Origin of the sequence: Ruegeria sp. HKCCD7255, from assembly GCF_013031565.1 — a bacterium.
GTDB lineage: Bacteria > Pseudomonadota > Alphaproteobacteria > Rhodobacterales > Rhodobacteraceae > Ruegeria.
In genome coordinates this window covers 486,195-504,989 of sequence record NZ_WQAG01000002.1, presented here as the reverse complement: position 1 = coordinate 504,989, position 18,795 = coordinate 486,195, and the positions used below count along the sequence as shown (strand labels likewise).

The following is an 18,795-nucleotide window of genomic DNA, read 5'->3' as shown; positions in this document are numbered from 1 at the left end:
CCCAACAAGAAAATCAGGGTATCGACATGAGCATCAGCGACCGCGTTATCGCAATCATTGCAGAGCAGGCCGTTTTGGAGCCATCGGATGTGACCCCCGACAGCACGCTGGAAGATCTGGGCATCGACAGTCTTGGTCTGGTCGAAAGCATTTTCGCTATTGAGGAAGAGTTCGATATTTCGATCCCCTTCAACGCCAACGAACCCAGCGCCAGCGATTTTGACATCACAAATGTGGCGGCCATTATCGCAGGCATAGAAAAGCTTGTGGCGGAAAAGGTCTGACATAGACGATGAAACGCGTTGTCATCACAGGCGCCGGCACGATCAATTCGCTGGGCCATTCGGTGCCGGACACGCTTGAAGCGATGCGGGAAGGTCGCTGCGGGATCACCGAGCTTGAGTTTCGCGATGTTGAACGTCTGGCGATCAAGATCGGCGGTCAGGTGCGCGGGTTCGAAGCCGAGGGCCGTTTCAACCGCCAGCAAATGTCGCTCTATGATCGGTTCACGCAGTTCACGCTGACCGCAGCCAAAGAGGCGATTGAGCAATCGGGCCTTGTGTTCCATGGCGATTTGGCCGCGCGGTCCGGCGTGGTTCTGGGGACTGCCGGGGGCGGTGTTTCGACTTGGGACGACAATTACCGCTCGGTCTATGAGGATGGTAAAAACCGGGTGCATCCTTTTGTTGTTCCAAAGCTGATGAACAACGCGGCCGCCAGCCATGTGTCGATGGAATACAACCTCAAAGGGCCCAGCTTTACCGTTTCGACCGCCTGCGCCTCGTCAAACCATGCCATGGCTCTGGCGTTTCAGATGGTGCGCAGCGGTGCCGCACCGGCCATGTTGACTGGCGGATCCGAGTCGATGCTCTGCTTTGGTGGGGTCAAAGCGTGGGAGGGGCTACGGGTGATGTCCAAAGACGCCTGCCGCCCCTTCAGTGCGAATCGCAACGGCATGGTGCAGGGTGAAGGCGCGGGCGTTTTTGTCTTCGAAGAGTACGAACATGCGCGTGCTCGCGGGGCAGATATTCTGTGCGAGATTGCGGGGTTTGCCATGTCCTCGGATGCGGCCGACATCGTAATGCCCAGCAAGCAAGGCGCCTCACGCGCGATGGCCGGCGCCTTGGCGGATGCGCGTTTGGACGCCAGTCAGGTCGGGTATATCAACGCCCATGGCACAGGCACGGCGGCCAATGACAAGACCGAATGTGCTGCGGTGGCGGATGTCTTTGGCCAGCACGCGGACGATCTGATGATTTCATCGACCAAATCCATGCATGGACATCTGATCGGTGGTACCGGCGCGGTCGAGCTTTTGGCCTGTATCATGGCGCTGCGTGAAGGGGTCATCGCTCCCACTATCGGCTATGAAGAGCCTGACCCGGAATGTGCGCTTGATGTTGTTCCCAACGATGCGCGAGAGGCAAAAGTTGATGTTGCGATCAGCAACGCGTTCGCGTTTGGTGGCTTGAACGCGGTGCTTGCGCTCAAACGAATATAAGAAAGCCGTCAGATAGGCTGACGGCTTTCTGTTCAGATGGGTTGAATCAGTTGAGCGATACGCCGATCTGATCAAATGCGGCGGTGAAGCCGGACAAAGACATCTCCATATCCAGAATTTGATCGGGCGCGCGCGCCGGCACCAGCGAGAGTATGGCGGAAGACCCGGACCGCATCGCATCAATATCACCCTGGGTCAGACCCAGTTGCGCGACACACCCAACCGGGATGCAGTGGTGATAATTGTAAAGCTTGCGCGGAGCACCATCGATCGACATGGCCAGTTGAGCTTGCAAGAGTGTTTCTAGGGGCACAATGACATTGGCCCAAGCGACGGCGGCATTGCCTTCAGGCAGCTTGCCAATCGTCACCTCTGCGATCGGTTCATCCCGTGGCCCGTTCAGGATTTGAACCATGGCGCAGGGATCTTCGCCGGTTTCTGCTTTGATGCAAGAAATGTTCCATGAACCGGATTCTTCTTTTACGTATTGCTCGCCAATTCGTGGACCTGTTTGACCAAGGTCCAGGCCGGTTCCGTTGTCGGAAGCTTCCTGTGCGGTAGCAATTCCAGTGCAAACCACTGTGGCGACCACCGAGAGTGGGAGAAGGGTCCTGATCATAATTGCCTCATGCTGCTGATCTCTGTTTTTTTCGGTCTACCATCGCGGCGGGGCGGTGTCAGGTTCAAACCGTGCACAGCTGGTAAAAATGAACGTTTTTCGCTCGGCAAATTGAATCCTGCGCTACGCGAGCTGCCTTCAAAAACGCCAAAAAGGGAGCCGTTCGACCAGCCCCCTTTTCGATAATAGTTCTCCCCGTCGGACTGGCCGACTTGTTTATGCGCAGACGTTACGAAAGGGGCGGCGCTCGGTCAACTGTTATCCTCGAAATTTAATCTGTTGTTACAGAGGTTTTTAGGGTTCAGGGCAGAAAAAAGCCGCGCCCGAAGACACGGCCAGTCGACAGGGAGGAAGTTTGCCTTCTTTTGGGGGGTAACCCCGCAAGAAAACAAAATGACTATCGCAGGCAAAGGTTAACTTTGTATGCTTGCACCAAACCGTTGAGCTTTGGGACAGAATAGTATGGAAAACAAGATTTTTGTGGGCGGCGCTGGTCAGGACTATGGGCAGCCGCAAGGGCTGTCTTTGAACTATGCCAACCGCCACGGTTTGATCGCCGGGGCAACAGGAACCGGCAAAACGGTAACGCTGCAAATTTTGGCCGAAGGCTTTTCGAAAGCAGGCGTTCCTGTCTTCCTGTCGGACATCAAAGGAGACCTGTCCGGCTTGGCCCTTGCCGGGAGTGAAACGCATAAGTTGCATCAAGCATTCATGGATCGCGTAACACGGATCGGTCTGCCTGATTTTGCTTATTCTGCCTGCCCGGTCACGTTCTGGGATCTGTTCGGCGAGCAGGGCCACCCGGTGCGTACAACTGTCACAGAAATGGGCCCGTTGCTGCTGTCTCGTCTGCTCGAGCTGTCGGAGGCACAAGAGGGTATTCTGAACATTGCCTTCCGCGTCGCTGATGAGGACGGTCTGCCGCTGCTGGACCTGAAAGACTTGCAGGCATTGTTGGTCTGGATCGGCGAGAACCGGTCTCAGCTGTCGCTGCGATACGGGAATGTGTCCACCGCATCAATCGGGGCAATCCAGCGACGGTTGCTGGTGCTTGAAAACCAGGGCGGGACGCGGTTGTTCGGTGAGCCGGCGCTGGAGTTGTCAGATCTGATGCGGACAGATGAAAACGGGCATGGAATGGTCAATATTCTGGCGTCCGACAAGCTGATGGGCGCACCGCGTCTTTATGCGACGTTCCTGCTGTGGTTGCTCAGCGAGTTGTTCGAAGAATTGCCCGAAGTCGGCGACCCGGAAAAACCAAAACTGGTCTTTTTCTTTGATGAAGCTCATCTGCTGTTCGAAGACGCGCCCAAAGTGCTGGTCGACAAGGTCGAGCAAGTGGCGCGTCTGATCCGATCCAAAGGTGTTGGGGTCTATTTCATCTCGCAGAACCCGGCAGATATTCCAGAAGATATTCTGGGACAGCTGGGCAATCGTGTTCAACACGCGCTGCGCGCCTTTACAGCCAAGGATCGCAAGAACCTGCGCTTGGCTGCCGAGACCTATCGCGAGAACCCGGCCTTCGATACCGAAACGGCCATCCGCGAAGTGGGAGTCGGCGAAGCCGTGACTTCGATGCTCGAGAAAAAGGGGATCCCAGGTATGGTCGAGCGTACGCTTATCCGTCCTCCGGGGTCGCAGCTTGGTCCGATCACGCAGAAAGACCGGGCCGCAATCATGGCAGGCTCTGCGATGGCCGGAAAATACGATGCCGTGAAAGACCGTAATTCAGCCTTTGAAATCCTTCAGGCCCGTGCGGATGCCGCCGCAAAAGAGGCCGAGGCGGCTGAGGCTGACGACATATTCGAACGCCAATCGCCTGCAGAACGCGAATACGCCTCGGCAAGGCGTTATTCCGGCAGCCGCGTCGGACGGTCTTCGTCTCGTGTCAGCCGGAAAAAGGACACGTTCGCCACCGCCATGAGTGAGGCTGTGATCAAAGAGCTGAAAGGCACAACCGGACGCCGCATAGTTCGCGGCATTCTGGGGGGATTGTTCAAGAACCGATAGGCGAGCCTGAGAGCTTAGGAATTCTTGATCCGCAGGCCTTCATCCCGGCAGATCTGATCCGCTTCGGGCACCGTCATTTTGGTCGCCGGGAAATCAATCGCGCGATCCCAGTCTACGCGATCCAGGCGATAGAGCTGACAGGTCACGACGCCCTTGGATGTTGAAACCTGAACGGGTGTTGTCTCAAAGTCGGACGGGCTGGGGACACATGCAGCCATCAGGACAGCAGCCGATGCCAGAAGAGAGAAGGTGAGCGATTTCTTCATCACGAAACAAGGCTTTCCAAGTTAACAGGGCGATCTTTAACAACTGGCCAAATAGGCCAGAGCCGTTGAGTGGTGCGTTCCTGCATTAGTATTTTATTAACCAAATAGCAAGAAACCGCGCCGTTGATCGGCGCGGCTGGTATGACTGAGGCGATGTTTCGTCTATTTTTCGGGGATAAGGCCCCGTGGGCTGAATCGAAGGACAATCAGCAAGATCAGTCCCATGGTGAACAGGCGCATATGCGCAGCGCTTTCCACCAGATGCGCTTTCAACGCGCTTCCATCCGGCAGGCCTGCCGTGATCAGGTTCATCAGCCACAGCCCAATGGGTTCGACCTGAACCCAAAGGAACCAGATCAGAAACGCACCCAGAACCGCACCAAAGTTGTTGCCCGATCCCCCAACGATCACCATCACCCAGACCAGGAAGGTGAACCGCAAGGGCTGGTAGGCGCTTGGGGTCAACTGGCCATCCAGCGTGGTCATCATCGCACCCGCGATGCCGCAAATGGCCGAGCCCAGAACAAAGATCTGCAAATGGCGGCGGGTGACATCCTTGCCCATCGCCTCGGCCGCGACCTCATTGTCGCGAATGGCCCGCATCATCCGGCCCCACGGGCTTTTCAATGCCATTTGCGCCATCCACAGCAACACCAGCAGAACGATCATGAACAGCAGCGAATAGCCCAGCTTGACCGACAGGGTCGACGCGGTGACCGGATCCAGCCCGAACCACTCGGCCCGCGCCAGGAAGGCCGGGTCTTGTTGTAGTTCAACCTCATAGCCGACCACGGGGGCCGGGCGCGGAATGCCGTAAACATTCTTTACGCCCCGGGCCAGCCAGTCTTCGTTTTTCATGATGGCGATGATGATCTCAGCAATGCCCAGCGTTGCGATCGCCAGATAGTCCGAGCGCAGCCCCAGCGCGGTTTTACCGATCAGCCACGCCGCCCCGGCAGCCAACAAGCCGCCCGCAGGCCAGGCCAGCAGCACTGGCAGGTTCAACCCGCCCAGATTGCCCGCAATCGCAGGATCTATGGCTTCAACGCCTGCAACGCTGGGGTCGAACACGGCACGATAAATAAAGAACCCCGCGATCAGAATTCCGATGATGGTCAGCGTCCGCATACGGCCCGTAGCCATCCGCGTCGCAACAAGAACAGCCGCCACCACGGTCGCGGCCCCCAACAGCAGGGCCAGCACAATGCCATACCCACCGGATGACCATGCGCCGGGTGTTGGTGGCGTCGAAACCAGCACAACTGCCAGCCCGCCCAGCGCCACAAAGCCCATGACACCCACGTTAAAGAGCCCCGCAAACCCCCATTGCAGGTTCACCCCGATCGCCATGATGGCCGAGATCAGCCCCATATTCAGGATCAGGATCGCTGCGTTCCAGCTCTGCGTGAACCCGGTCAACAGGATCAGCGCACCAACCACGACAAAGAGAAGCGTGTTTTTGACGGGCTCGCTCATATCACTTTCCCTTTGAACAGACCCGTGGGCTTGAACAGCAGCACGATCAGAAGGATCACAAAGCTGACCGCAAATTTGTAATCGGTCGACAGGAACTGCACCAATCCCGAAGGCTCAAGGCTTTCGGGGGCCAGATAGGTCAGCACTTTCTTCCAGGCATAGGTGATCGTCACCTCGGAAAAGGCGATGATGAACCCGCCCGCAATGGCGCCCAGAGGGTTGCCCAACCCGCCCACAATGGCTGAGGCAAAGATCGGCAGCAGCAGTTGGAAATAAACGAAAGGTTTGAAACTCTTATCCAGCCCGTAAAGCACACCTGCCGTGGTCGCCAGCGCCGCCACGATGATCCAGGTGATCATCACCACGCGCTCGGGATTGATGCCCGACAGCAGCGCCAAATCCTCATTGTCGGAATAGGCCCGCATCGATTTGCCGGTGCGCGTCTTGTTGAGAAACCAGAACAACAACGCCACCGCCAGAACGGCCACGATCACCGTAATGCCCTGAGAGGTCTTGATCGCCAACCCCTCACGCAGCCCGGTCATTTCCTTGAAATCCCGCGCCGACACGATGAACCGCGCCCCGTCCGAGAACCGCTGATCATCCGGCCCGATCACAAAACGCACCAACCCGTTCATGATGAACATCACGCCCATCGACACGATCACCAGAATGACGGGCTTGGCCTTTTGTTCGCGGTAGAACCTGTAAACCAGCCGGTCCGTGATCAGCACCAGAATGATACAACCCAGAATCGCAAAGGGCAGGGCGAGCAGCGCGGTAGGTAACGGCCCGAAACTGACCCCGGCGGCTTGCAGCCCCCAGGTGACCAGAACCGCGATCATCGCCCCAAAAGCCATCGTGTCGCCATGGGCAAAGTTCGAAAACCGCAGAATGCCATAGATCAGCGTCACCCCCAACGCGCCCAGCGCCAACTGACTGCCATAGGCGATCGCGGGAACAAGAACGAAGTTGGAGAGCGCCACAAGGGCGTTGAGGAAGTCCATTAGTTGTGTTCCTCCGTTTGGCAAAATCCCTCAACGCTCCTTACAAACAGCTTATCCCTCCCAACAAGAGTTTCGCTCAGGATCGCAGTACCAACTTCATAGCTGGGCTTCTCTGCGTGGAAAACGCCTTGGAATACATCGAGCCTCTGGCTTCCAATGCCCACACCATAGGTAAATACTGTCAACAATGGGTCATGCGTAATCCGTACATGCGTCAAATCACTTGTCGGGGATTCAATGCCCTTCTCACTCCAAGTTACCTCATGATCAGAAGCTGATAGCAGAATCGTTCGCTGATCCTCGAACTCGCAACGGAGAACAACTTGAGTGTCTGAACGCGTCGCTTCGGGAGTCGAGTTTTCGGCATAGACGACGCAAGCAAGAAAACAGGAAAGAAAGACACTTAGAAAGCTGGCTTTCATCCTCACCCCCCCAAGAAACTCTTGCGCACTTCGGGATCGGCCAACAGCTCTTTACCGGTGCCGGTATAGGCATTCCGCCCCTGCACCAGCACATAGCCCTTGTCGGCAATCTCCAACGCCTGCCGCGCGTTCTGTTCGACCATCAGGATCGGCAAACCCGTGCGCGACACTTCGATGATCCGGTCAAACAGCTCGTCCATCACGATGGGGGAAACCCCGGCCGTGGGTTCATCCAGCATCAACACCTTGGGCTGGGTCATCAGCGCCCGGCCCACTGCCACTTGCTGACGCTGCCCGCCCGACAGCTCGCCCGCCGCCTGATGCCGCTTGTCGCGCAGGATGGGGAATAGGTCGAACACCTGCTCCATCGTGTCCGAGAAATCATCGGTTCGGATAAACGCGCCCATCTCAAGGTTTTCTTCCACAGTCATCGAGGTGAAGATATTCGAGGTCTGCGGCACAAACCCCATCCCTTTGACCACCCGATCCTGCGGCGACAGCCCGGTGATATCCTCGCCATCCAGCCGCACCGCACCGGCGCGCACGTCCAGCATCCCAAAGACCGCCTTCATCGCGGTCGATTTGCCCGCCCCGTTGGGCCCGACAATCACGGCAATTTCACCGGCATCCACCGCAATCGTGCAGTCATGCAGGATATCCGGCCCCTTGCCATAGCCACCGGTCATGGTGTCACCGATCAAAAAAGGCTCACCCATAAACCGGATCCCCTGTCATCTGGCCAGAAATATCCCAATGGTTTTGGGGGCAGAGCCCCCATCCCGCACAACAAAGCGCGCCGTAGGCGCTCATTTGGATCACAATCTTCACGCCCCGGCCTCCAGTTTGTCTTTGTTTTTCAAACCGGTGCCCAGATAGGCCTCGATCACGTGTTCATTGGCCTTGATCTCATCCAGCGTGCCTTGGGCCAGCACTTTGCCCTCGGCCATGCAGATCACCGGATCACAGATCTTGCCGATGAAATCCATGTCATGCTCGATGACCACAAAGGTATATCCTCGCTCGGCATTCAGACGCAGGATCGTGTCGGCGATGGTCATCAGTAGGGTGCGGTTCACACCCGCGCCGACCTCATCCAGAAACACGATCTTGGCGTCAACCATCATGGTTCGGCCAAGCTCCAGCAGCTTTTTCTGCCCGCCCGAGACCTGACCGGCCTTGTGATCGGCCAGATGTTCGATGGTCAGAAACTCAAGCACCTCATCGGCCTTGGCCTTCAAAGCGCGCTCTTCATCGGCGATGCGTTTGCGACCAAACCAGGTGTTCCACAGCGACTCTCCCGATTGCGCGCCGGGCACCATCATCAGGTTTTCGCGACAGCTCATCGAGGAAAACTCATGCGCAATCTGAAACGTGCGCAGCAGACCTTTGTGAAACAGATCATGCGGTGGCAGGCCGGTGATATCTTCGCCATCCATGAAGACCCGGCCACTGGTGGGGGGCAGAACCCCGGCGATTACGTTGAACAGAGTGGTTTTCCCGGCCCCGTTTGGTCCGATCAACCCGGTGATCGAGCCTTCCTGGATTTCCAGCGATGCCCCATCCACCGCATGAAACCCGCCGAAATGCTTGTGCACGTCTTCGACGACGATCATCATATCCCCTTGCCGCCCTGTTTGGCGTTCTTATTGCCCCGACCCTGAGAAAGGTGGCGCCTTTTGTCACTGAAACAGCCCAGGCACAAGGCCCGGGCTGCTTGTGTTTATGATCGTTTACGCAGGATCAACGGAAGTTGACGGTTGTGTTTTCACCGTCAGTGACTTCGATCTCGCGGTAAGAGCCTGCGCTTTCACCGGGGCCGATCAGTTCTACACCCGAGGCACCGACATAGTCGATCTCTTGACCTGCGGCCAACAGTTCGAGCCCCTTGGCCAGTTCACCGGGATAGATCTTTTCGCCCGGTGCGTTGGCCACGTCCATGACCTTGGCTGCATAATCGGCCGGGTTGGTCGATCCTGCGGCTTGCATGGCCAGCATGAACAACGCCGCCGCGTCATAGGATTCCGGCGAATAGGGCGACGAGCCGTCAAAGCCACCGGCTTCGGCCATGGCAAAATACTTCTCAGCGCCTTCACCGCCCGAACCGGCGATCTGACCGAACGAGCCGTTCAGGTCAGGCCCGACATTGGCTGGCAGCGAATCTCCGATCATGCCACCGGGCAGACCGAAAGTGTCAAAAGCGCCACTGTCCAACGCCGACTGGATGATGCCCAGACCGCCCTGGTCCAGATAGCCTGCGACGACCAGAATGTCGCCACCCGCCGAGGCCAGCGCGCCCACTTCAGCGGAATAGTCGGCCTTGCCGTCCTCATGCGCGGCAACGATGGTCACTTCACCACCCGATGCCTCGAAAGAGGACTGGATCGCGTCCGCCAGACCCTTGCCGTAGTCGTTATTGGTATAGGTCAGCGCGATTGAGCTGATGCCGCGATCATTCAGGATGTCTGCCATCACCTGACCTTCACGCGCATCCGACGGAGCGGTGCGGAAGAACAGACCATTGTCTTCCATGGTCGAAAGACCCGGTGAGGTGGCCGAAGGTGAGATCATCACCATACCGTTCGGAATCGCCACGTTCTGCAGGATCGCCCCGGTCACGCCCGAGCAGTCACCCCCGATAATGCCTGCGACACCATCAGCGATCATGCGTTCACCATTGGACGTGGCCAGACCATTATCAATACAGCCTGTATCGGCGCGCACACCGGTCACTGTGGTGCCGTCCAGCAGCTTGCCGGATTCGGTGACCTCGGCAATCGCCATCTCGGCGCCTGATCCCATGGCCGGGGCCAGCGACTCAATCGGACCGGTAAAGCCCAAAAGGATGCCCAGTTTGACATCGTCTGCCATAGCGGTGCCCGCCAGCAGAGCAGTTGCTGCGGTTGCTGTCAGCAGCTTTTTCATTGTGTTACTCCCTATTGTCATAGTCTTCTTCTGCGACAGACCCTAGGCAAGCCGTTCGCAAAAGAAAAGTCTTAACGCAAACGTGCTTTTACGCAGGCTAAAACTATTTGCTTTGATAGGTTTGTTCTTTGGAACGCCTGTCCCGCTTGCAAGAGGTTTGAAATGCTCCGACTTGTTTCGTCACTGCTTCTGATCCTGTTCGTCCCCGGTGCCATGGCTGATACGCTCCAAACCAGCGCGGGGCCGGTCACTCTGACCAAACAGATCGGCGGCCTGGATACGCCTTGGGCCATTGGCATCCTGCCGGATGGCGATTTCCTGGTGACCGAGCGAGACGGCGAGTTGCTCTATGTCAAAGATGGCCAAGCCAAGGCGGTACGCGGTGTGCCCAAGGTCGCAGCGCGCGGGCAGGGCGGGTTGCTGGACGTGACCATTCCAAGGGATTTTGCCCAGAGCCGCGAGGTGTTCCTGACCTTCTCTAAGCCGCAAAGTGGCGGTGCGGGCACCGCTCTGGCAGTGGCGCGGCTTACTGAAAGCGGTGCGCGGCTGACCAACCTGCGGGTGATCTTTGAGGCCACACCCGGCGGGTCCGGTGGCCGGCACTTCGGATCGCGCGTCGTTGAAGCGCCGGATGGCAGCCTGTTTGTCACCATCGGCGACCGCGGCGACCGGCCTTCGGCGCAGGATTTGCTGACGCATATGGGATCGGTGATCCGGATCAATCGGGACGGATCGGTGCCCACAGACAATCCGTTCATCGGCGAAAGCAGCGTTCGGCCCGAGATCTGGTCTTATGGCCACCGCAACCCGCAAGGCGCGGGTCTGGATGGGCGCGGGCGGCTTTGGGTGTCGGAACATGGCGCGCGGGGCGGTGACGAGGTGAATCTGGTAGAACCCGGCGCGAATTACGGATGGCCGGTGATCTCCTATGGCGTGCACTACTCAGGCCAGAAAATCGGTGAAGGCACCTCGAAATCGGGGATGCAACAGCCTAAACACTACTGGGATCCGTCCATCGCGCCGTCTGGGTTGCTGGTCTATTCCGGCAAGCTCTGGCCCGAATGGAAAGACAACCTGTTCGTTGGGTCGTTGAAGTTCGACTATATCGCCCGACTTGACGGATCGCCTGTGCGTGAGGTTGAGCAGATCAAAGGGCCTGAGACCGCGCGGGTGCGCGACATCGTCGAGGCCCCGGACGGGTCGATCTGGTTCTTGTCGGTGGGCGACGGCGCGGTCTATCGCATGACGCCGTGATTTTCACCAAATGGATGCGATCGAGGGCTGTTTCAGACGAAAGACTTTCTCATCGGCGGCCCGTTATGCCAGATTGCAGTCATGAGCGCTTTTGACATTGAACTTTGCACCGAAATGCCGCCCAAAGCGGCGTTGAATGACATTCTGTTGCAGTATTACGGGCTGATCGTAGAACGTATGGGCGCCATGGGTTTCGATATCGACCCGGCTGCCCCCAAAAGCGCATTGGCCGAGTTTTGGGCGAATGCGGATGATTACCTGCCTCCGAAAGGGTGCCTGGTTGTGGCACGCAATGGGACCGGCGAGATCGTCGGTTGCGGCATGATGAAACGCTTTGATGACGCCACGGGCGAATTGAAACGGGTTTTCGTGACTGAGGCCGCTCGGGGCACCGGCACGGGGCGGGCTCTGATCGAAGCGCGAGAGCAGGCTGCACGGGATATGGGGCTGACGCGACTGATTGCCGATACGCTTACACCCAATGTCGAAATGCGCGATCTCTATCCCAAACTCGGATTTGTCGAGTTAGAGGATCCGATTGAAACAACGACTTATTTGGATCAGCCGATGCTGCGACCGCATCTGCATTACTTCGAAAAGCACCTGTAAAGGCGTCACACCGACAGGCGTCCGCCTTGTGCGCCACGCTCACGATACGGCGTGGTGTTGTAATGCGCCCGATAGCATTTCGAGAAATGTGACGGGCTGGCAAAGCCGCAGGCCAGCGCCACGTTGATGACGCTCATATCCGTCTGCATCAACAGGTTGCGCGCTTTGTGCAGGCGCAACTCCATGTAATAGCGCTTGGGCGACCGGCTCAGGTACCGGCGGAAGAGACGTTCCAGTTGGCGGGTCGACATGCCGACATCTTTGGCCAGGATCGAAGGCGAGATCGGCTCTTCGATGTTCTTTTCCATCATCAGGATGACTTGGCTCAGCTTGGGATGGCGCACGCCGATCCGTGTCGGCGTGGACAGGCGTTGGGTATCCTGATCTGTCCGGATCGAGGAATAGATCATCTGGTCAGCCACAGCATTGGCCAGATCTTCGCCGTAGTCATCCGCGATCAGTTTGAGCATCAGGTCGATCGAGGAAGTGCCACCCGCTGTTGTCATCCGGTTGCCGTCGATCTGGAACACGGATTTGGTCAGGTGAACGTCTTCAAACTCTTCGGTGAAACTGTCCGAGTTTTCCCAATGAATCGTCGCGTTTTTACCGTCCAGAAGCCCGGCCTTGGCCAGCGTATAGGCAGCCGTGCACAAGCCGCCGATCTTGACACCTTTGCGCGCCTCGCGCCGCAGCCAATTCAATACGCGCTTGGTGGTCGCGGTCTGTACGTCCACACCGCCGCAGACCAGCACAACTTCGTCCCGCTGCAACTCATCCAAATCAGAATCCAGCTGGAAGGTTGTCCCGGCCGAGCATTTGGCGATTTCACCACCTTCACCGGCCAGGGACCACGTATAAATCGTTTCGTTGGCCATTCGGTTGGCGATACGAAGGCTGTCCAGCGCCGATGCGAAGGACAAAAGTGAAAAGCCCTCGAGCAAGACAAAAACGAAATTCTTGGGCTTGGCGTCGGTGCCGTCCACTGTGACAACTTGGCGTTGCTCTTGCATGACGTCGTGTCCTTGCTGCGTGCCTGCGGTACCCACCAGGCAGAAGTTTTGCCCGCCACCTTGGTCAAAGCTTGATTGCGACGTCAAGAGGCGCAATTCGGATATGGCGTCCTTGAATTGCTTTTTGTATAGAGACCACCTGAATTACCTCAGTGGAGACCAAAGCTATGACCGAGTGGCACAAATCGAACTGGCGCAACAAGCCCCGGGTTCAGATGCCCGACTATACCGACGCGGCTGCGTTGGCCAAGGTAGAGTCTCAGCTTTCTCAATATCCTCCGCTGGTCTTTGCCGGTGAAGCGCGCCGTCTGAAACAGCAGCTGGGCGCTGCCGGGCGCGGTGAGGCTTTCCTGCTGCAAGGTGGCGATTGTGCCGAAAGCTTTGAGCAATTCAGCGCGGATGCGATTCGCGACACGTTCAAGGTGATGCTGCAGATGGCCATGGTTCTGACCTATGGTGCCAAAGTGCCGGTGGTCAAAGTGGGCCGCATGGCGGGGCAATTTGCCAAGCCACGCAGCGCACCGACCGAGACGGTGGATGGCGTGGAACTGCCCAGCTATCGCGGTGACATCATCAACGATCTGGCCTTCACCCCCGAAGCGCGCATTCCGAACCCGGAAAAGATGCTGCAGGCCTATACGCAGGCAGCCGCCACGCTGAACCTGCTGCGCGCGTTTTCAACCGGTGGCTTCGCAGATATGAGCCGTGTTCACGCCTGGACACTCGGTTTTGCCGATGAACAGGACGTTCAGAAATACTCGGAGATCGCAGACCGTATTCAGGACAGCATCGATTTCATGGGTGCGGCCGGAATCACGGCGGACACGACTCATGAGTTCTCGACCGTCGAGTTCTATACGAGCCATGAAGGCCTGTTGCTGGAATATGAAGAGGCGCTGACGCGTCTGGATTCTACCTCGGGCAAATGGCTGGCGGGTTCTGGTCATATGATCTGGATCGGTGACCGTACCCGTCAGCCCGATGGTGCGCATGTCGAGTTTTGCCGTGGTGTGCAGAACCCGATTGGCCTGAAATGCGGTCCGACAACCACGGCTGAAGACCTCAAGGTTCTGATATCCAAGCTGAACCCCAAGAACGAAGAAGGACGCCTGACCCTGATCGCGCGCTTTGGCGCTGGCAATGTGGGTGAGCATCTGCCGCGGCTCATCAAGGCCGTCAAGGAAGAGGGGGCCAAGGTCACCTGGGTCTGCGACCCGATGCATGGCAACACCATCAAGTCGGCAACCGGGTACAAGACGCGCCCGTTCGACTCGGTCCTGCGCGAAGTGCGCGATTTCTTTGGCGTGCACCAGTCCGAAGATACCATCCCCGGTGGTGTGCATTTCGAGATGACCGGTCTGGACGTGACTGAATGCACCGGCGGCGTGCGCGCTGTGACCGAAGAGGATCTGTCGGATCGGTACCATACCGCCTGTGATCCGCGCTTGAACGCCTCGCAATCGCTGGAACTGGCGTTCCTGGTGGCGGAAGAGCTGACCAACCTGCGCCGTGATCGCAGCAAACGCGCAACAGGCTAGTGTGATCGCTTGGTGACTGAAAGCGGCGGGCCTTGGGTCCGCCGTTTTTTGTTTCAGTCGTCGCGCGACACCACCAGTCTCAGATGGCGGCCTGCCGGGCGAAATTCGCTCTGGTCTTCGGCAAAACCTGGTTCCGGTTCACTGACCTTCTGCGGCGGGCGCTGCACGTCCGAGACATTGCGAATTTGATCGTCTGTCAGGGTGAAGCGGCGCGGTGTTGTGCCGATAACCCCGTCACTGACCATCACCCCCAGAATGCGGCTGATATCACCCAAATCGCTTTTCAAAGGCAGCAGGATCATACGCGCCTGCAAGCTGGTGCGCCCAAGTTTGCCTTTCGAGATCATGCTCAGCTCGGCCACGGCGGGAGCGGCAAAAACACGTTCCAGATGAGCTGTAATCTGGTCCCGCGATGCTGGGTCGAAGAAGGCTGTCATCGGCATGCCGCGCACTTCCATCCCTGCCAGTTTGTTCAGATGGCTACCCGCAAGGCGAAACCGGGCGAGACCGGGGGCGATGCGTTCGAGAATGAAAGTGTATTCAAGAATATTCTCAAGCCCACGCGGATCGATCTGGGAACGCATCGGCACCGCATTGCCGGTTAGCAATGCGGTCCAATACGCTTCGGCCTGACGAATTGGGGACAGGCTACGCCCACTGTCAAAGCGGTCCATCGCAACGATTTTTCCCGATTCCTGTCGGGGCTCACTCCCAAAAAAAGAACTCATTTTCCAACCTTTACGTCAATCCAAGCCGTTTTTCCTAAAATGCCGCATACTGGTCAGAGGTCTTGGCAGTACGGCATAGGTTTCCACCAGATTGACAGGGGTTAATACAATTTTGGAGGAAATCTTTAACGAATGGTTAACCCAACACGGTAATGCAGAGACTGAGCGGGGCCTTGCTCTTGGTGGCCTGATGGCATTAGTTGCGTCCGATGCGTGGCGATGCGTTGCGAAAAGGGACATACATGATCAGATCCATGACCGGTTTTGCTGCTGGAAAAGGCGCGTTTGGCCCTCATTCCTGGAGCTGGGAATTGCGCAGCGTGAACGGCAAAGGGCTGGATATGCGCTTGCGTCTGCCCGACTGGCTGACCGGGCTGGAGGCAGCATTGCGGGCCGAGCTGTCGCGCAATGTCAGCCGCGGTAACGTTACTCTATCTTTGCGGGTCAGCCGCGAAGAAACTGCAACTGATCTGCGGCTGAATATCCCTGCAATGGAAGCGGCGCTTGAGGCCGTTGCGCGCACCGAGCAGATGGCCAATGCCCATGGCGTCACGCTGGCGCAATCGCGGGCAAGCGACCTTCTGTCCCTGCGGGGCATGATGGAGGCTGGAAGCGAAGACGATGACGCAGCGCCGTTGGTGGAACAGCTCAAGTCTGAATTTGGGCCCCTTTTGGCGGCGTTTCTTGAAATGCGCCAAACCGAAGGGCAGGCGCTTGCCGCGATCCTCGCCGATCAACTGAACCGGATTGCCGAACTCACCCAGGCGGCTGCGGGTCTGGCTGAACAGCGACGAGGCGAGATGGAACAGAACCTGCGCGCCAATCTGGCCCGCGTTCTGGACAACAGTCAGGGAGCGGATGAGGATCGGGTGGCGCAGGAACTTGCCCTGATCGCTGTTAAAGCCGACATCACAGAAGAGATTGACCGGCTGGCCGCCCATGTGGAGGCCACTCGGGATCTGTTGCAGCAGGACGGACCGGTGGGGCGTAAGCTTGATTTCCTGATGCAGGAGTTCAATCGTGAGGCCAACACGCTGTGTTCAAAGTCGCAAAACGCCGAGCTGACCGCCGTTGGTCTGGAGCTTAAGGCCGTCATTGATCAGATGCGCGAGCAAGTGCAGAACGTAGAATAGAAGCAGGAACAGAAACGATGGCTGATCGCCGAGGTCTTTTAATCATTCTGTCTTCGCCCTCGGGCGCGGGCAAATCCACTTTGGCCCGGCGACTGATGCAGTGGGACGATGGGTTGGAGTTCTCAATCTCGGCCACCACCCGCGCGCCGCGCCCGGGCGAAGAGCATGGACGCGAATATTACTTTTTGACCGAAGAAGCGTTCAAACAGCAGGTGACCGACGGTCAGATGCTGGAACACGCGCATGTTTTTGGCAATTTCTATGGATCGCCGGTCGCTCCGGTGCGCGACTCGATCAACAGCGGCCGGGACGTTCTGTTCGACGTTGACTGGCAAGGGGATTTGCAGATCCGCAATTCGGATCTTGGCAAACACGCGCTGTCGATCTTTATTCTTCCGCCCTCGATTCCAGAATTGCAACGCAGGCTGGAAAGCCGGGGCCAGGACAGCGCAGATGTGATCAGCAAGCGGATGCTCAAAAGCTGGGACGAAATCAGCCATTGGGGCTATTACGATTATGTTCTGGTGAATGATGATCTGGACGCGACCGAAGAAAAGCTGAAGACCATCATCAGCGCCGAACGGATGCGCCGGATCCAGCAACCCGCGCTGCAAGAGCATGTGCGCAAACTGCAGATGGAATTCGAGGAACAGTCATGACGCTTTACGCTCTGGGCGATGACGCGCCGCAGATACACGACGACACTTGGGTCGCGCCCGACGCCAATCTGATCGGCAAAGTGGTGCTGGAGGAGGGCGCCTCGGTCTGGTTTGGCTGCACCTTGCGCGCGGACCATGAAGAGATCCGGGTGGGCGCCGGCAGCAACGTTCAGGAAAACTGCGTAATGCATATCGATCCGGGCTATCCGCTGAGCATCGGCCAGAACTGCACCATCGGTCACAAGGTCATGTTGCACGGTTGCACGATCGGCGATAACAGCCTGATCGGCATGGGTGCGATTGTGCTGAACGGTGCCAGGATCGGGCGCAATTGCCTGATTGGGGCAGGGGCGCTGGTTACTGAAGGCAAAGAGATCCCTGACAATTCGCTGGTCATGGGAGCACCGGGCAAGGTCGTGCGTCAGTTGGACGAGGCCGCCGCCCAGCGCTTGACGCAAAGCGCGCTGCATTATCAGCAGAACATGCGGAAGTTTCGTGACACCCTCACAAAGGTCTCGACAGACGCCTAGCGCATCAAAGGCATAATCATGTCCCAAGACCTAACCGAAGAATTTGTTTCAGCGCTTCCGTTGCCCGCTTTGATGGTCGACCAGACCGAACGCATCATCGCGGCCAATGCGGATGCGACGACCATTCTGGGGCAGAACATCACCGGTCGCCATTTCGCCACCATCCTGCGTCAGCCTCTGGTGATCGAGGCGATCGAACAAAGCCTGCGCAGCAAGGGTAAAGCGAAAGCGCGCCATCTGACAAATGATGGGGCGCAGGATGTAACGTTTGAGGTCGAATGCCGCTATTTGAACGGTGTTGGCGCGGTTTCGGGTGGGGCGGCGCTGGTGGTGTTTCAGGATGTGACCCATCTGGAACAGGCCAGCCAGATGCGGCGCGATTTCGTGGCCAATGTCAGCCACGAGTTGCGCACGCCTCTGACAGCGCTGATGGGGTTTATCGAAACCCTGCGCGGCCCGGCCAAAGAAGACGCGGTCGCGCGCGAGCGGTTCTTGCAGATCATGGAAGATGAGGCGAACCGGATGAACCGTCTGGTTGGGGATCTTCTGTCGCTCAACCGGGTCGAAAGCGAAGAACGGGTCCGTCCGAAGGAACAGCTTGAGCTGACGGGTTTGCTGCAATCCACCATCAATACGCTGCGGCCTTTGGCGGATGACGCCGACGTTAAACTGATCCTGACCGCTCCCGATGATCCTGTGCTGATCCCCGGCGACAGCGATCAATTGCGCCAGGTCTTCACCAACCTGATCGAAAACGGGATCAAATATGGTGGGTCCGGCGGCAGCGTCGAATTGAAGCTGCGCGTCTTTGACCGCGACACGGCGATGCGCGGCCCAGCGGTGCGCGTGCAGATCATCGACAAGGGGCCGGGCATTGATTCTGTCCATCTGCCGCGCCTGACCGAACGCTTCTATCGCGCCGACAGCCACCGGTCACGCCAACTTGGCGGCACCGGTCTGGGGTTGGCCATCGTCAAACATATCGTCAACCGACATCGCGGTCGGTTGCGGGTGGAAAGCGATCTGGGCAAGGGTTCGGTTTTCACCGTGATCCTGCCCCGCTGAGCCGTTGCATCTTTTGTGACAAAAAATGCGCGAAAAACGCGATCTG

Annotated in this window: 20 protein-coding genes; 10 read left to right on the top strand and 10 right to left on the bottom strand. The window is 57.8% G+C overall.

Annotated elements, in window-relative coordinates; translation table 11 throughout:
• Positions 1 to 26: 26 nt before the first annotated feature.
• Together GOX45_RS06240 and GOX45_RS06235 are read left to right on the top strand one after the other, a co-directional pair.
• Positions 27 to 284 (top strand): acyl carrier protein, encoded by a 258-nt coding sequence (locus GOX45_RS06240; protein WP_171099051.1) that lies wholly within the window; start codon positions 27 to 29, stop codon positions 282 to 284.
• Positions 285 to 292: 8 nt separating this feature from the next.
• A complete protein-coding gene (locus tag GOX45_RS06235; protein WP_171099049.1) occupies positions 293 to 1,501 on the top strand; it encodes a beta-ketoacyl synthase in 1,209 nt (402 codons plus the stop codon).
• Positions 1,502 to 1,547: 46 nt separating this feature from the next.
• On the opposite strand, the gene GOX45_RS06230 is transcribed toward GOX45_RS06235, so the two are convergent.
• Positions 1,548 to 2,120: an invasion associated locus B family protein gene (locus tag GOX45_RS06230; protein ID WP_171099047.1), complete on the bottom strand. Its 573-nt coding sequence runs from the start codon at positions 2,118 to 2,120 to the stop codon at positions 1,548 to 1,550.
• A 462-nt stretch (positions 2,121 to 2,582) separates the two neighbouring features.
• Here GOX45_RS06230 and GOX45_RS06225 point away from each other — a divergent pair, with 462 nt between their 5' ends.
• Positions 2,583 to 4,130 (top strand): helicase HerA-like domain-containing protein, encoded by a 1,548-nt coding sequence (locus tag GOX45_RS06225; protein WP_171099045.1) that lies wholly within the window; start codon positions 2,583 to 2,585, stop codon positions 4,128 to 4,130.
• 14 nt (positions 4,131 to 4,144) lie between these two features.
• Here GOX45_RS06225 and GOX45_RS06220 read toward each other — a convergent pair whose 3' ends face one another.
• The 7 genes from GOX45_RS06220 to GOX45_RS06190 all read right to left on the bottom strand — a co-directional run bounded on the left by GOX45_RS06220 (position 4,145) and on the right by GOX45_RS06190 (position 10,223).
• Complete coding sequence (locus GOX45_RS06220) at positions 4,145 to 4,396, bottom strand: hypothetical protein (RefSeq protein WP_171099044.1); 252 nt, start codon at positions 4,394 to 4,396, stop codon at positions 4,145 to 4,147.
• 162 nt (positions 4,397 to 4,558) lie between these two features.
• On the bottom strand, positions 4,559 to 5,872 hold the full coding sequence (locus GOX45_RS06215) for a branched-chain amino acid ABC transporter permease (RefSeq protein WP_171099042.1): 1,314 nt from the start codon (positions 5,870 to 5,872) through the stop codon (positions 4,559 to 4,561).
• Positions 5,869 to 6,879 (bottom strand): branched-chain amino acid ABC transporter permease, encoded by a 1,011-nt coding sequence (locus GOX45_RS06210; RefSeq protein ID WP_171099039.1) that lies wholly within the window; start codon positions 6,877 to 6,879, stop codon positions 5,869 to 5,871. Before GOX45_RS06210 ends, GOX45_RS06215 begins: the two co-directional genes overlap by 4 nt.
• Complete coding sequence (locus GOX45_RS06205) at positions 6,879 to 7,301, bottom strand: hypothetical protein (RefSeq protein ID WP_171099037.1); 423 nt, start codon at positions 7,299 to 7,301, stop codon at positions 6,879 to 6,881. Before GOX45_RS06205 ends, GOX45_RS06210 begins: the two co-directional genes overlap by 1 nt.
• A 2-nt stretch (positions 7,302 to 7,303) precedes the next feature.
• The gene (locus GOX45_RS06200) at positions 7,304 to 8,017 is read right to left on the bottom strand and encodes an ABC transporter ATP-binding protein (protein WP_171099035.1); all 714 of its coding nucleotides are present in this window, start codon (positions 8,015 to 8,017) and stop codon (positions 7,304 to 7,306) included.
• A 108-nt stretch (positions 8,018 to 8,125) separates the two neighbouring features.
• A complete protein-coding gene (locus GOX45_RS06195) occupies positions 8,126 to 8,914 on the bottom strand; it encodes an ABC transporter ATP-binding protein (RefSeq protein ID WP_171099033.1) in 789 nt (262 codons plus the stop codon).
• Between the two features lie 127 nt (positions 8,915 to 9,041).
• Positions 9,042 to 10,223 (bottom strand): ABC transporter substrate-binding protein, encoded by a 1,182-nt coding sequence (locus tag GOX45_RS06190; RefSeq protein ID WP_171099031.1) that lies wholly within the window; start codon positions 10,221 to 10,223, stop codon positions 9,042 to 9,044.
• 162 nt (positions 10,224 to 10,385) lie between these two features.
• Here GOX45_RS06190 and GOX45_RS06185 point away from each other — a divergent pair, with 162 nt between their 5' ends.
• Positions 10,386 to 11,477, top strand: coding sequence for a PQQ-dependent sugar dehydrogenase (locus GOX45_RS06185; protein ID WP_171099029.1), 1,092 nt, complete (start codon positions 10,386 to 10,388; stop codon positions 11,475 to 11,477).
• An 81-nt stretch (positions 11,478 to 11,558) separates the two neighbouring features.
• Positions 11,559 to 12,086 carry a GNAT family N-acetyltransferase gene (locus GOX45_RS06180; RefSeq protein WP_171099027.1) on the top strand — a complete coding sequence of 176 codons (528 nt, stop codon included), beginning with the start codon at positions 11,559 to 11,561 and terminating at the stop codon, positions 12,084 to 12,086.
• Between the two features lie 5 nt (positions 12,087 to 12,091).
• Here GOX45_RS06180 and GOX45_RS06175 read toward each other — a convergent pair whose 3' ends face one another.
• Positions 12,092 to 13,096: a GlxA family transcriptional regulator gene (locus GOX45_RS06175; RefSeq protein ID WP_171099026.1), complete on the bottom strand. Its 1,005-nt coding sequence runs from the start codon at positions 13,094 to 13,096 to the stop codon at positions 12,092 to 12,094.
• Positions 13,097 to 13,263: 167 nt separating this feature from the next.
• Here GOX45_RS06175 and GOX45_RS06170 point away from each other — a divergent pair, with 167 nt between their 5' ends.
• Entirely contained in the window at positions 13,264 to 14,634 is a 1,371-nt protein-coding gene (locus GOX45_RS06170; RefSeq protein ID WP_171099024.1) for a class II 3-deoxy-7-phosphoheptulonate synthase, read from the top strand.
• 53 nt (positions 14,635 to 14,687) lie between these two features.
• Here the strand turns inward: GOX45_RS06170 and GOX45_RS06165 are convergent, their stop codons facing one another.
• On the bottom strand, positions 14,688 to 15,308 hold the full coding sequence (locus GOX45_RS06165; protein WP_171099022.1) for a PAS domain-containing protein: 621 nt from the start codon (positions 15,306 to 15,308) through the stop codon (positions 14,688 to 14,690).
• A 296-nt stretch (positions 15,309 to 15,604) separates the two neighbouring features.
• Here GOX45_RS06165 and GOX45_RS06160 point away from each other — a divergent pair, with 296 nt between their 5' ends.
• The 4 genes from GOX45_RS06160 to GOX45_RS06145 are packed head-to-tail and all read left to right on the top strand — an operon-like array spanning position 15,605 to position 18,749.
• Positions 15,605 to 16,495, top strand: a complete 891-nt coding sequence (locus tag GOX45_RS06160) for a YicC/YloC family endoribonuclease (RefSeq protein ID WP_171099020.1) — start codon at positions 15,605 to 15,607, stop codon at positions 16,493 to 16,495.
• A gap of 17 nt (positions 16,496 to 16,512) precedes the next feature.
• Positions 16,513 to 17,154: a guanylate kinase gene (gene gmk, locus GOX45_RS06155; protein ID WP_171099018.1), complete on the top strand. Its 642-nt coding sequence runs from the start codon at positions 16,513 to 16,515 to the stop codon at positions 17,152 to 17,154.
• On the top strand, positions 17,151 to 17,684 hold the full coding sequence (locus GOX45_RS06150; RefSeq protein WP_171099016.1) for a gamma carbonic anhydrase family protein: 534 nt from the start codon (positions 17,151 to 17,153) through the stop codon (positions 17,682 to 17,684). Before gmk ends, GOX45_RS06150 begins: the two co-directional genes overlap by 4 nt.
• An 18-nt stretch (positions 17,685 to 17,702) precedes the next feature.
• Positions 17,703 to 18,749, top strand: coding sequence for an ATP-binding protein (locus tag GOX45_RS06145; RefSeq protein ID WP_171099014.1), 1,047 nt, complete (start codon positions 17,703 to 17,705; stop codon positions 18,747 to 18,749).
• Positions 18,750 to 18,795 lie beyond the last annotated feature (46 nt).